This is a genomic window from Methylobacterium sp. Gmos3 (assembly GCF_056430985.1).
Genome location: NZ_JBWJYL010000005.1, coordinates 119,086 through 131,498, shown reverse-complemented (window position 1 = coordinate 131,498; position 12,413 = coordinate 119,086). Strand labels below are relative to the sequence as shown.

Sequence of the window (12,413 nt, the reverse complement as noted above, 5' to 3'; positions counted from 1 at the left end):
CGGCGGATTCGTCCGCTGGCACCCGCCGAAGGGGACGTCCGTGCTCACCGCCCTGCCAAGGCGGCGCCGGATCAAACTCTCAGGCACCGGGACAGATGGGGCGCGACCGACCGGCTTCACACGAGGCCGGTCCCATGCGTCCAGATGGCCCGGAGTCCCAAACCCATGACCCATGTCGCCGTGATCGGCGCCGGCATCACCGGCGTGACGACAGCCTATGCCCTCGCCACGCGGGGGTATCGCGTCACCGTCCTCGACCGCAACCGCTACGCCGCGATGGAGACCTCCTTCGCCAATGGCGGCCAGCTCTCGGCCTGCAATGCCGAGGTGTGGAACAAGGTCTCGACGGTGATCCAGGGCCTGCGCTGGATGACCCGCCGCGACGCGCCGCTGCTGATGAATCCGGCCCCGTCCTGGCACAAGCTGTCGTGGATGGCCGAGTTCGTCCGCGAGATCGCCCATTATCGGGAGAACACCGTCGAGACGGTGCGGCTCGCGATCAAGGCGCGGGAGGCCCTGTTCGCCATGGCCCGCGCCGAGGGGATCGACTTCGACCTCAAGACCCGCGGCATCCTGCATTTCTACCGGGACGAGGCCGCCTTCCGGAAGGCGGAAGGGGTGAACGCCCTCCTCCGCGAGGGCGGGCTGGAGCGCCACGCCGTCACGCCCGACGAGATCCGCGCCATCGAGCCGACGCTGGCGGGCACCTATTACGGCGGGTTCTTCACCCCCTCCGACGCCACGGGCGACATCCACAAATTCACGCGGGGGCTCGCCGCCGCCTGCGCCCGCAGGGGCGTGCGCTTCGTCCACGACGCCGACGTCGCCTCGGTCGCGCCGGGCGGGGAGGGGGGCCACGTCGTCGGCTGGCGCGAGGCCGGCAAGGGCGAGGCCCGCGAGGAGCTCTTCGACGCGGTGGTGATCTGCGCCGGCACGGCGAGCCGCCATTTCGCGGCGATGCTGGGCGACCGGGTGAACATCTATCCCGTGAAGGGCTACTCGATCACCGTGAACCTCTACACGCCGGAGGCCCAGGCGGCGGCGCCGCAGGTGAGCATCCTCGACGAGGCCACGAAGATCGTCACCAGCCGGCTCGGCGAGGACCGCTTCCGCGTGGCGGGCACCGCCGAATTCAACGGCTTCAACCGCGACATCCGCCACGACCGCATCCAGCCCCTGGTGGACTGGACCCGCGAGCAGTTCCCCGGAATCGACACGGACCGGGTGGTGGCCTGGAGCGGCCTGCGGCCGATGATGCCGAACATGCTGCCGAAGGTCGGGCGCGGGCGCCGGGCAGGGGTGTTCTACAACACCGGCCACGGCCATCTCGGCTGGACCCTCTCCGGCGCCACCGCCGAACTCGTGGCCGAGGCCGTCGCGGCCGAGCACACGCCGGACACGGCGGGCCTGCCCCTCGCGGCGTGAGGCAGGGTCGCTCCCCCGAACCGCGCCGCCGTTGCGGGCGAAGCGAAGCAATCCAGGGATCCGCCACGTTCGAAGACGTCCCGCTTCCCTGGATTGCTTCGCAGGCGCCCGCAATGACGGCGGGGGCCACGGAGTGAGTTCGTAATTTTGAATAATGTTCGCGCGGCGCTACGGTCGCCGCTGGGAGGCGCCATGACCACGACACCCGCCTATGTCGATCCCATCGACGGGACGACCTACCCCATCGACACGCCGCGCTGGCGCTCGGAAGCGGGGCGACCGCTGATGATCACCGACCTGCCCGGCATCGGGCGGGACGGGATCGACACCGCCGCGCGCTCGCTCTGGCGCTATGCCGGCGCCCTGCCGGTGGCGGTCTCCGATCCGATCAGCCTGGGCGAGGGCTGCACCCCCCTCGTCCGCCGGCCCTGGCGGGGTGGGCACGCGCATTTCAAGCTCGAATGGTTCGCCCCCTCGGGCAGCTTCAAGGACCGGGGCGCCTCGGTGATGCTCTCGATCCTGCGGCAGCAAGGGATCGACGCCGTGCTGGAAGATTCCTCCGGCAACGGCGGCGCGGCGGTGGCGACCTATGCCGCCGCCGCCGGGATGCGGGCGAAGATCCTCGTGCCGGCCTCGACCTCGCCGGCCAAGACCGTGCAGATGCGCGCGGCCGGCGCCGATATCGAACTGATCCCCGGCACCCGGCAGGACACCGCCGACGCGGCCGTCGCCCGGGCCGAGTCGATCTTCTACGCCAGCCATAACTGGCAGGCGCATTTCCTTCAGGGCACCAAGACCCTGGCCTATGAGCTGTGGGAGGATCTGGGCTTCCACGCGCCGGATTCGGTTATCATCCCCTGTGGGGCGGGCAGCAACATCCTCGGCTGCGATATCGGCTTTGGCGAATTGCTGCGCCGGGGCGAGATCGAGCGTCTGCCGCGCCTCTACGCGGTGCAGCCGGCCCATTGCGCGCCGCTCCATGCCGGCTTCGCAGCGGGAGCGGAGGATGCCCTGCCCATCGACCCGCGCCCGACGCTCGCCGAGGGCGCCTCCATCGCCCGGCCGGTGCGCGGACGGGAGGTGCTGGCGGCCCTGCGCCGCTCCGGCGGCGGCACCGTCGCGGTGTCCGAGGCGGCCATCGAGGCGGCGCTGCATGAGCTCGCCCGCTCAGGCCTCTATGTCGAGCCGACCTGCGCCATGGCGGCGGCGGCGCTGAGCGACCTGACCGAACGCGGCGCCATCCGCGCCGACGAGACGAGCGTCGTCGTCCTCACCGGCACCGGCATCAAGGCCACGCCCCGCATCGCCGACCTGCTCGACGCCCGAGCCTGAGACACATCAACAAAGGAGGAACCCCATGGCCAACACGCTCCCCGCCGCCATCGGCATGCCTGTCGATGAGGTCGACACCCCCTGCCTCGTGGTCGATCTCGACGCCTTCGAGCGCAACGTCGAGAAGCTCGGCCGCTACATGAAGGAGAAGGGCCTGCGCCACCGGGCGCACGCCAAGACGCACAAGTCCTCCGACATCGCGATGATCCAGATCGAGCGGGGCGGGGCCTGCGGCGTGTGCTGCCAGAAGGTCAGCGAGGCCGAGGCGCTGGTGAGTGCGGGCATCCGCGACGTGCTGGTCTCGAACCAGGTTGTCGCGCCGAAGAAGATCGAGCGGCTGGCGGCACTCGCCACCCGCGCCCGGGTGCTGGTCTGCGTCGACGACCTCGGCAACGTCGACGACCTCTCGGCGGCGGCGGTGAAGTACGGCGTCACCCTCGAATGCCTCGTGGAGATCGATGTCGGCGCGGGCCGCTGCGGCGTCGCGCCGGGCGAGCCGGCGGTCGCCATCGCCCGCCGCATCGCCGACCGGCCGGGCCTGACATTCGCCGGGCTCCAGGCCTACCAGGGCAAGGCCCAGCATGTCCGTGCCCACAACGAGCGCCAGGATCTGATCCAGAAGGCCATCGACGACACCAAGCGCACCGTCGATCTCCTGAAGGCCGAGGGCCTGTCCTGCGCCATCGTCGCGGGGGCGGGCACCGGCAGCTTCGAGATGGAGGGGGCGAGCGGCGTCTACAACGAGCTGCAATGCGGCTCCTACGTCTTCATGGACGCCGATTACCAGCGCGTCCGCGATGCCGGCGACAAGCCGATCTCGGAGTTCGAGAACAGCCTGTTCATCCTCACCTCGGTGATGAGCAAGGCGAAGCGGGATGTCGCGATCTGCGATGCCGGCCTCAAGGCGCAGAGCGTTGACAGCGGGATGCCGATCGTGTTCGGCCGCAGCGACGTCGAGTACCTGAAGGCCTCCGACGAGCACGGGGTGATCGCCGATCCCGGCAACGTGCTCCGGCTGAACGACCGGCTGCGCCTGATCCCCGGCCATTGCGACCCGACCGTCAACGTCCACGACTGGCTGGTGGGCGTCCGCAACGGCCGCGTCGAGGCCCTGTGGCCGGTCACGGCGCGGGGGGCTCTCCTGTAGGAGGGACACCTTCGCGCGGACGATCCTCGCCAAGGCCGGCGCGGCGCGCTAGTCAGCGCGCCGGCATGAGCGAGACCCTGACGAGAACGATCCGCGTCGTCGGCATCGGCACCGGCGATCCCGAACACCTGACCTTGCAGGCGGCGCGGGCGCTGTCCGACGTCGCGGCGGTGTTCGTCCTCGACAAGCGCGCCGAGACCGCCGACCTCGTGGAGGTCCGGCGGCGGATCTGCGCGGCGCATATCGCCCGGCCCTATCGCTTCGTGACCGTGGACGACCCGCCCCGCGAGCGGAACCCGGCCGACTACGCCGCCACCGTGGAGGCGTGGCACGCCGCCCGCGCCGAACGACTGGAGGAGGCCTTCGCCGGCCTCGGGGCAGGGGAGGTCGGTGCGCTTCTCGTCTGGGGCGATCCGGCGCTCTACGACAGCACCCTGCGCATCCTCGAGCGGATCGCCGCGCGGGGCCGCCTCGCCCTCGCCTGCGAGGTGATTCCCGGCATTTCCAGCGTGCAGGTGCTGTGCGCCCGCCACGCGGTGCCGCTGAACGCCATCGGCGGAACGATCGCGATCACCACCGGCCGGCGCCTCGCCTCGGGCTGGCCGGAGGGCGCCGAGAGCGTCATCGTGATGCTCGACGGCGATCCGGCCTTCGGGCACCTCGACTCCGACCTGACCATCCATTGGGGGGCTTACCTCGGCAGCGCCGATGAAATCCTCGTCGCCGGGCGGCTCGGTGATGTCGGGGACGAGATCCGCCGTCTGCGGGCCGACGCCCGGGCGCGGCATGGGTGGATCATGGATATCTACCTGCTGTCGCGGCATCCGCAGGGCTCCGCCCTGCACCCGCCGAAGGGCTCGCCCTTCGGGAACCCGTGATGCTGCGCCTGCGGGAGTATCAGCGGGCGAGCCTCGACGCCCTCGATGCCGCCTGGGCGCGGGGAGGGGAGGCGGGCCAACTCGTCGTGCTGCCCACCGGGGCGGGGAAGTCCCTCGTCATCGCCGCCCTGGCGCGGGAGGCGCTGGAGGAGAACCCCCTCACCCGCGTCGTCATCGTCACCCATAGCCGCGAACTCGTCGCGCAGAACCTCGCCGAATTGCAGCGCCACTGGCCGGAGGCGCCGGCCGGCGTGTTCTCCGCCGGGCTCGGGCGGCGGGAGGCCGGCGCGCAGGTGCTGGTCTGCTCGATCCAATCCGTCGCCGATAGGCTCGACGCGATCGGCCCCCGCGATCTCGTCGTGGTGGACGAGGCGCACCTGATCCCGCGTTCGGCCGAGACCCGCTACGGCCGCTTCCTCGCGGGGCTGTCCGCCCTCACCCCGGCGATGCGCGTCGTCGGCTTCACCGCGACCCCGTACCGGCTCGATTCCGGGCGCCTCGACGAGGGGCCGGGCCGGCTCTTCTCCGGCATCGCCTACGAATCCGACACGGGCGATCTGATCCGCCGGGGCTACCTCGCGCCCCTCGTCTCCAAGGCGACGCTGACGCAGCTCGACGTCACCGGCGTCGGCCGGCGCGGGGGCGATTACATCCCCAGTGAGCTGGAAGCCGCCGTCAACCGCGACTGGATCACCAGGGCCGCCGTGTCCGAACTGGTGGAGTACGGGAGCGGACGCCGCTCCTGGCTCGCCTTCTGCGCCGGGCTCGCCCACGCCGCCGCCGTGCGCGACGCCGTGCGGGAGGAGGGCTATTCCTGCGAGACGGTCGAGGGCGGCACGCCCAAGCGCGAGCGCGACCGGATCGTCGCGCGGTTCAGGGCCGGAAAGATCCGCTGTCTCGCCTCGGTGGGCGTGCTCGGCACCGGCTTCAACGCGCCGGAGGTCGACCTCGTGGCCCTGCTCCGTCCGACGCGCAGCACCGGCCTCTACGTGCAGCAGGTCGGGCGGGCCTTGCGCCGGGCGCCGGGCAAGGACGACGCGCTGATCCTCGACTATGCCGGGCTGGTGCGGATGCACGGCCCGGTGGACGCCGTGACGATCCGCACGGCCGAGGCGGTGCGCGGTGGGGCAGGGGGCTTGCGCGCCAAGCCCTGCCCCGGCTGCGGCGCCCTGATCGCCCTCAACGCCTCCACCTGCGAGACCTGCTGGATCGAGCCGGAGGCCGAGCGCGAGCCCGGCCACGAGGCGAGCGCCGAGGACGAACTGGCGATCCTCTCGGAGACCGCCCTCGCCCCCGTGGCGAAGGCGGACGGCGCTTGGCATCCGGTGCGCGAATGGCGCATCGAACCGGCATCCGGCGGGCTCGATCTGGTCCTGACCTGGGCGGCAGGCTCCTGGCGGATCCACCTCCGCCCCGAGGGGCGGGGCTACGAGCGCGAGAAGGCGGTGCTGTGGTGGCGCGGCCTCGGCGGCGGCCGCGACGCGCCCCTCGACGCGGCGGGTTTCCTCGACGGCGCCGACGCCCTCGAAGCGCCGGCCTCCGTGCGGGTGACGGAGAAGGCGTTGTCCCGCGAATTGTCCTGCCGGGCAGCCGACGGGCGCATCGTCACCGACACCCATCGGCTGGCCGACCGCGCCGCGTGACGCCACGGGGCAGGGGGCTTTGACCAGCGGCTCCGACCGCCCTCGCCCATTAAGCGCGCCGTCGTCATTGCGAGCGCAGCGAAGCAATCCAGCGATGCGCCACGTCCTGAAGCGTCCCGCTGCATGGATTGCTTCGCGCCCGCTCGCAATGACTCGCAATGACCGGAGAGGTTATGGTTAATGGTTTCGACCATACCCCTCCCCGCAGATCACCCCCCCATTCTAGTTCCATAATATATCTTATGCGAACTTTGGATGGGTATTGCCGGCCTAGGCCAAGCGGGCTTGCAGCCTTGCGAGGATGTCCCTTGCGCTGAAGGGTCTGGGCGGTGGCGGCAGGTGCGGCGCGGGGCCCTGCTCCGGGATCGGGCCCCGGCTGAAGCGTCCCCCCGCCGACCAGAACACGTCGCGGTCGCTGCCGATCATGGCGAGACCCACCGGCTCGCGCTGGGCATGGGTGAGGCGGCCCGAGGCCCAGACGGGCTGCCAGCATTCGCGCCGGGTGAGGTCGGCGTCGCGACCGGCGAGGCGCGCATAGCCGGCGGCGGCGAGGATGCGCGCGCCCCCGAACTCCGCCGGGATCCAGACCCAGCCCGAGAACACGTAGATCCCGTGCGGGTCGAAGACGGCCGGGTCGACCGTGCGGGTGAAGCCGTTGAAGCCGGCCTCGGGCCGCCGTCCGGCATGGCGCCGCAGCCCGCCGGGCAGGGGCAGGGCCTGCGGGAAGGCCCCCGCCCCCAGGTGCGTGCGCGCCCCGCCCCGCACCAGCGCCCAGGCCTCGTCCACGAGGTGCATCCAGGGCTCCAGATCCACCTCCCAGGCCTGCTCCGTCGGAGCGAAGCGGCGCACCCTCCCCTCGATCAGGCGTTCCCCGACCCGCCGCACCGGCTCCGGCCGCCAGCCCGGTCCGGCCTGCGTGACCTTGAGCAGGGTCGAGGGTCCGTGCGCCCAGACGGCCTCGGCGAGGCGCGCGAAGTCGCCGTCCGGCTCGTCGTCGGCGACCTTGCGCACGAGGATCGTCGCGCCCTCGGCCAGCTCGTCGAGCATCTTGCGCTTCAGATGGGCGAGGCGGCCGTATTCCCGCGCGAGCAGCGCCTCCGGCTCCACGGAGCCCGGCGCCTGCCCGGTATTGGCCCAGATGTTGTAGGCCCGGCTGTGGCAGTAATAGGCGCCGCCCTGGCTCACCGAGAGGTGGAGATCACCGGGCGCGCCGAGATCCGCGAAGCCGCAACGCAGGCCCCGGATCAGATCCTCCATCGGGGTGTAGGCGAAGCGCAGCAGGCCGGAGGGCTCGACGCCCCCGTACCGCTGCACGAAGCCGAACTCGCAATTGTCCCCCAGGCTGCGGAAGCCGTGAAGCCGCTCCGCGAGGGAGGCGGCCGCCGCATGGTCCATCCCGGTCATCCGTTCCGCGTGTCTCACCGCGTCCTTCGGGTGTCCGGGATGTGTTGTCCAGTGCGGGACCGCTAGCGCACGGATACCTTGATCTCGGATTCGTAGCCGGAGCCGTCGGCGTTGATGACCAGGATGCGGAACGAATCCAACCCCTCGTATCCCTCCTCGCCCTGGTAGACGATCCGCTGGCCCGGCACCTTGTGGGCGTTGCACTCCGCCAGCGGCGAGGACGCGATGTATTGCGGGAAGGATTGGGCGGCCTCGATCGTGGCCTTCCCGTGGCGCGGCGGCGACAGCAGGCGGATCACCACCGGCCCCTGCGACGTGCAATCGGGAAACAGCGACGAATAGAACGCGATGGCGCGCGCCTCCTCGCGCGGGACCGTCCGCTCGAGGTTGAAGACGGTCTGGGCCGGCGGGGGAGGTGGGTCGGCCGGGATCGCGCCGAACGTCGTGGCGAGGGCGGCGGCGAGCCGGATCATGATGCGCGATGCCTCTTCGGACGGGAGGCCCTCCGATACCGCCCGCATCGGGGCGCCGCCAGATTCCGCGCGCCCAAGTCCCCTCCCCGGCACGAAAAAAGCGTGAAAATCGCCATCTCGACGCGAGGCGAAAAGCGCAACACGACCAGTAGTTTAATTTACAATCCCCACATGGCCTACGAGGCGGAAGCCGGCGCGAATCAGCCGATCCCCTTCTCCAGCGGCACGACCAGCCTGAAGGTCGTCCCCTGCCCCGTCGGCGGCAGGTTCAGCGTGCCGCCGAGCTGCCGCGCGAGGCTCCCGACGACCCGCATCCCGAGGCTCTTCGAGGCGCGGCCGATCTCGAACCCGTCCGGCAGGCCGATCCCGTCATCGGCCACCTCGACGGTGAGCGTCTCGGCCTCCCGCCCGGCCCGCACGCGAATGTCGCCGCCGGAGGGAAAGCGGTCGATCGGGTAGGCGTATTTCAGGGCGTTGGTCACAAGCTCGTTCACCAGAAGCCCGATGGGGATGGCGAGGTCGGCCGAGAGCTTCTGCGGCAGGGCCTCGCAGGTCAGGCGGTGGCTCGGGGCGCCGCTCGCGAGGTTGAGGATCAGCTTGTCGAGGAAGGTGGCGAGGTCGATCTCGCCGGGCACCGCCTCCCCTGCCCCGTCGCGATCCGCGATATCGCCCTGGCGCCACAACTGGTCATGGACGGTGGCGATGGCCTCCACCCGGCTGCGGGCGTCCTGCAGAGCGGCGAGCACGGCGGGCTCGCCCTCGGCCGAGCGCGCCTGGAGGGCGAGCAGGCTCGCGACGATGGCGAGGCTGTTCTTCACCCGGTGGCTCATCTCGCGGGCGAGCAGGTCCTGCCGGGCGAGGGACGCGCGCAGCAATTCCTCGGTGCGGTGGCGCTCGATGGCGCTGCCGAGGAGGTTGGCGAAGCCCTGCATGAAGGCGATGTCCGCCTCCTCGAACATGCCCTCGCGGCTGTCGTCCACCTCGAGCACGCCGAAGGCGCCGTCGCGGTTCTCGATCAGCACGTTGATCGCCCGGCGGATGCCGTGGTCGGCCATGAGCTGCGGCGTGCGGAACCGCGTCTCGGCGGCGAGATGATTGGAGATCACCGGCCGCCCGGTCTTGAGGGCGAAGCCGGCGGGCGAGGCCAGATCGGCCCCCACCGTGGCGCGGCCGATCACGTCGGGCTTCCAGCCGACCCCCGCCCGCACGAGAAGCGTGTCCTCCCGGCGCAGATATTCCAGCGCCTTGCAGTACTCGGCGCCCATGCCTTCCGCGCACAATTCGGTGGCCCGCTGGAGCAGCAGGTCGAAATCCTTGCCGCGCAGGGCCTCGACGCCGAACTCGGACAGGATCGCCTGCTGGCGCAGCCTCGCCTCGATATCGACGGGAGTCGGGAGAGGCGGGACGGCCTCCGGCGTGGCTTCGATACGGGGCTCTTCGGGGCGCGCGGACATGACAGCGTGACGGTAGCAGCAGGGCGGGGCGCGAGCGATATCGCGGAACGGCCGCGAACTCACGCGCCACGCGGCGTTTCGTCCTGGCCGGGACCCGCGAGCCGGGGCGGACGTTCAGCCGGTTCGATCAAACGACCGGGGATCCCGACCACGATGGCCGATGTGAAGGGCTTGTCCGACCACGCACTCTCGATCCTGGCCTTCGCGGCCTATCACCGGCTGGTGAGCGGCGAGCGCGTGACCTCCGTCATCCGCAAGGACGGCGCCGGCCACGAGGCCGACCCGAAGGGCGTCGAGGAACTCACCGAGCGCGGCCTCGCCCAGGCCGGCGAGACCGAGATCGAACTCGGTGACGAGGCGCAGGAGGCGGTCGAGACCATGGTGAAGGCGCTGCGCGGGGCGGTGGGGCGCTGAGCGCGTCAGGCTCCTTCGCGCGACCGGAACACCGAGGTAACGTCGCGCCGGGCGTGCAGGACGCTGACCACCTCGAACGTCTCGCCGACGTAGCGGAAATAGATCACGTAGGACCGATGGGCCGCGCTGCGGATGTCGGGGCGCAGTTCCGGCCTCGGCCGGCCGATGAGGCCCGGCAGGGCCGCGAGCTTGCGGCATTGCGCCCTGATCCCCTCGACGTAGCGCCGGCCCGTGGCGACGCTTCCGCTGATCTCCGTGACCGAGACGAGGATGTCGAGGAGGTCGCCGCGTGCGGCCGCCAGATAGACGAGGCGCCTCATCCCCGGTGACCGCGGGCCTCTAGCTCTTCGGCTTTGGCCGCGAGCGCCGCGTCGATCTCCGAATCGTCGAAGGCGCCGCCGGCCGCGATGGCGGCGTCGAGGGTCGTCCGCAGTGCCTGGAGCTTGGCCTCCTGCTCTTCCACGAGGCGCAACCCCTCGCGGACGACGTCGCTGGCGGAACCGTAGCGACCGTCCCGGACGACGCGGGCGATGAACCCTTCCCAGCGTTCCCCGATCAGGACATCCATGGATCGATCTCCCCTACCCTCCGGGATCGTATCAGATCCCCCCTCCGGTGATCTAACGCACATTCCTCGGACAAGCGGGCTCGCCGGCTCGGCTGGCTTTTCTACCTGTAACGGTTCCAGCCTGCAGGCCAGCGGATCCGCATCATGACGATACCCATCAGGCTTACCCTGAACGGGAAGCCGCATGCCATCGACCTCGACGATCCCCGCATCACCCTCCTCGACCTCCTACGCGAGCGCCTCGGCCTGACCGGCGCGAAGAAGGGCTGCGACCGGGGCCAATGCGGCGCCTGCACTGTCCTGGTGGACGGGAAGCGGATCAATTCCTGCCTGCAGCTCGCCGTGAGCCTCGACGGCGCCGAGGTGCTCACCATCGAGGGCCTGTCCGAGGGCGACGCCCTCCATCCGGTCCAGGCCGCCTTCATCGCCCATGACGGGTTCCAGTGCGGCTTCTGCACGCCGGGCCAGATCATGAGCGCCGTCGGCCTCATTCGCGAGGGCAAGGCGGGGACCGACCCCGAGCGCATCCGCGAGGGGATGAGCGGCAACATCTGCCGCTGCGGCGCCTATGCCGGCATCCTGGAGGCCGTGAAGGACGCCAGCGGCCGCATGGAGCAACGGGAGGACGCCGCGTGATTCTGTTCGATTACACCCGCGCCGCGACCGTCGCCGACGCCCTCGCCGCCGGCCGCCAGCCCGGCGCCGCCTTCCTTGCCGCCGGCACCAACCTCGTCGACCTGATGAAGGGCGGCGTCACCAACCCCGAGCGGGTCATCGACATCACCCGCCTCCCCGGCCTGTCGGGGATCGAAGCCAAGCCGGACGGCTCCCTGCGCATCGGTGCGCTGGTCCGCAACAGCGACGTCGCCGACGATCCGCACGTGGCCAAGACCTACCCGATGGTGGCCGAAGCCTTGCTCGCCGGCGCCTCGGCGCAGTTGCGCAACGCGGCGACGGTGGGCGGCAACCTGATGCAGCGGACCCGCTGCCAGTACTTCACCGACGCAGTGTCCCCCTGCAACAAGCGCCAGCCGGGCTCCGGCTGCGCGGCGCTCGGCCACGCGACCCGCATCCACGCCGTCCAGGGCTGGAGCGAGCAGTGCATCGCCACCCACCCTTCCGACTTCTGCGTGCCGCTGGCGGCTCTGGACGCCTCCGTCGAGATCGAGGGGCAGGGGGGCACGCGCAGCGTCAAGCTCACCGAGTTCCAGCTGCTCCCGGGCGACCACCCGGAGCGGGAGACGGTGCTGGAGCCGGGCGAGCTGATCACCGCCCTCACCCTCCCCGCCGAGGCGGCACGGTTCGCGGGCAACGCCCGCTATCTCAAGGTCCGCGACCGCACCTCCTACGCCTTCGCGGTCGTCTCGGCCGCCGCCGCCATGATCCTCGACGGCGGCAAGATCGGGCAGGCCCGCCTCGCCTTCGGCGGACTCGCCCTGAAGCCCTGGCGGGTCACGGAAGCGGAAGCCTCGCTCGCCGGGAAGGCGCCCTCCCCCGAGGCTTACGCCGAGGCCGCGCGGATCGCGCTCGACGGCGCCAAGCCGACCGGTGAGGCCAACGCCTTCAAGATCGAACTCGCCCGCCGAGTGGCGGTGCGGGCCCTCACCCTGGCGGCTGCCGGAACGCCCGCGCGTCTCCCGGCGCTTCCCGCCTCCCCCTTCGGCATCGTCTGAGG

13 protein-coding genes are annotated in these 12,413 nt (G+C 71.1%); 8 read left to right on the top strand and 5 right to left on the bottom strand.

What is annotated here, in order from left to right; genetic code table 11:
* Nucleotides 1-165 precede the first annotated feature (165 nt).
* From ACS5Q7_RS11855 to ACS5Q7_RS11835, 5 genes are all read left to right on the top strand, one after another.
* On the top strand, nucleotides 166-1,425 hold the full coding sequence (locus ACS5Q7_RS11855) for a D-amino acid dehydrogenase (protein WP_478339513.1): 1,260 nt from the start codon (nucleotides 166-168) through the stop codon (nucleotides 1,423-1,425).
* Between the two features lie 192 nt (nucleotides 1,426-1,617).
* Nucleotides 1,618-2,757 (top strand): threonine synthase, encoded by a 1,140-nt coding sequence (locus ACS5Q7_RS11850; RefSeq protein ID WP_478339512.1) that lies wholly within the window; start codon nucleotides 1,618-1,620, stop codon nucleotides 2,755-2,757.
* A 25-nt stretch (nucleotides 2,758-2,782) separates the two neighbouring features.
* A complete protein-coding gene (locus ACS5Q7_RS11845) occupies nucleotides 2,783-3,904 on the top strand; it encodes a DSD1 family PLP-dependent enzyme (protein WP_478339511.1) in 1,122 nt (373 codons plus the stop codon).
* Nucleotides 3,905-3,969: 65 nt separating this feature from the next.
* A complete protein-coding gene (cobF, locus tag ACS5Q7_RS11840; RefSeq protein ID WP_478339510.1) occupies nucleotides 3,970-4,782 on the top strand; it encodes a precorrin-6A synthase (deacetylating) in 813 nt (270 codons plus the stop codon).
* Complete coding sequence (locus ACS5Q7_RS11835) at nucleotides 4,782-6,425, top strand: DEAD/DEAH box helicase (protein ID WP_478339509.1); 1,644 nt, start codon at nucleotides 4,782-4,784, stop codon at nucleotides 6,423-6,425. The genes cobF and ACS5Q7_RS11835 overlap by 1 nt, the downstream gene beginning before the upstream one ends.
* 270 nt (nucleotides 6,426-6,695) lie before the next feature.
* Here the strand turns inward: ACS5Q7_RS11835 and ACS5Q7_RS11830 are convergent, their stop codons facing one another.
* From ACS5Q7_RS11830 to ACS5Q7_RS11820, 3 genes are all read right to left on the bottom strand, one after another.
* Entirely contained in the window at nucleotides 6,696-7,847 is a 1,152-nt protein-coding gene (locus ACS5Q7_RS11830; RefSeq protein WP_478339508.1) for a hypothetical protein, read from the bottom strand.
* Between the two features lie 44 nt (nucleotides 7,848-7,891).
* Nucleotides 7,892-8,302, bottom strand: coding sequence for a hypothetical protein (locus tag ACS5Q7_RS11825; protein WP_478339507.1), 411 nt, complete (start codon nucleotides 8,300-8,302; stop codon nucleotides 7,892-7,894).
* 200 nt (nucleotides 8,303-8,502) lie between these two features.
* Nucleotides 8,503-9,756: a sensor histidine kinase gene (locus tag ACS5Q7_RS11820; RefSeq protein ID WP_478339506.1), complete on the bottom strand. Its 1,254-nt coding sequence runs from the start codon at nucleotides 9,754-9,756 to the stop codon at nucleotides 8,503-8,505.
* A 153-nt stretch (nucleotides 9,757-9,909) separates the two neighbouring features.
* Between ACS5Q7_RS11820 and ACS5Q7_RS11815 the strand changes: the two genes are divergently transcribed.
* Nucleotides 9,910-10,170 (top strand): hypothetical protein, encoded by a 261-nt coding sequence (locus tag ACS5Q7_RS11815; protein ID WP_478339505.1) that lies wholly within the window; start codon nucleotides 9,910-9,912, stop codon nucleotides 10,168-10,170.
* A 5-nt stretch (nucleotides 10,171-10,175) separates the two neighbouring features.
* Here the strand turns inward: ACS5Q7_RS11815 and ACS5Q7_RS11810 are convergent, their stop codons facing one another.
* Together ACS5Q7_RS11810 and ACS5Q7_RS11805 are read right to left on the bottom strand one after the other, a co-directional pair.
* A complete protein-coding gene (locus ACS5Q7_RS11810; protein WP_478339504.1) occupies nucleotides 10,176-10,490 on the bottom strand; it encodes a type II toxin-antitoxin system RelE/ParE family toxin in 315 nt (104 codons plus the stop codon).
* Nucleotides 10,487-10,738 carry a type II toxin-antitoxin system ParD family antitoxin gene (locus ACS5Q7_RS11805; RefSeq protein WP_478339503.1) on the bottom strand — a complete coding sequence of 84 codons (252 nt, stop codon included), beginning with the start codon at nucleotides 10,736-10,738 and terminating at the stop codon, nucleotides 10,487-10,489. The genes ACS5Q7_RS11810 and ACS5Q7_RS11805 overlap by 4 nt, the downstream gene beginning before the upstream one ends.
* Nucleotides 10,739-10,882: 144 nt before the next feature.
* Between ACS5Q7_RS11805 and ACS5Q7_RS11800 the strand changes: the two genes are divergently transcribed.
* Together ACS5Q7_RS11800 and ACS5Q7_RS11795 are read left to right on the top strand one after the other, a co-directional pair.
* Nucleotides 10,883-11,374 carry a (2Fe-2S)-binding protein gene (locus ACS5Q7_RS11800; protein ID WP_463849532.1) on the top strand — a complete coding sequence of 164 codons (492 nt, stop codon included), beginning with the start codon at nucleotides 10,883-10,885 and terminating at the stop codon, nucleotides 11,372-11,374.
* A complete protein-coding gene (locus ACS5Q7_RS11795) occupies nucleotides 11,371-12,411 on the top strand; it encodes an FAD binding domain-containing protein (protein ID WP_478339502.1) in 1,041 nt (346 codons plus the stop codon). The genes ACS5Q7_RS11800 and ACS5Q7_RS11795 overlap by 4 nt, the downstream gene beginning before the upstream one ends.
* The last annotated feature ends 2 nt before the right edge of the window (nucleotides 12,412-12,413 follow it).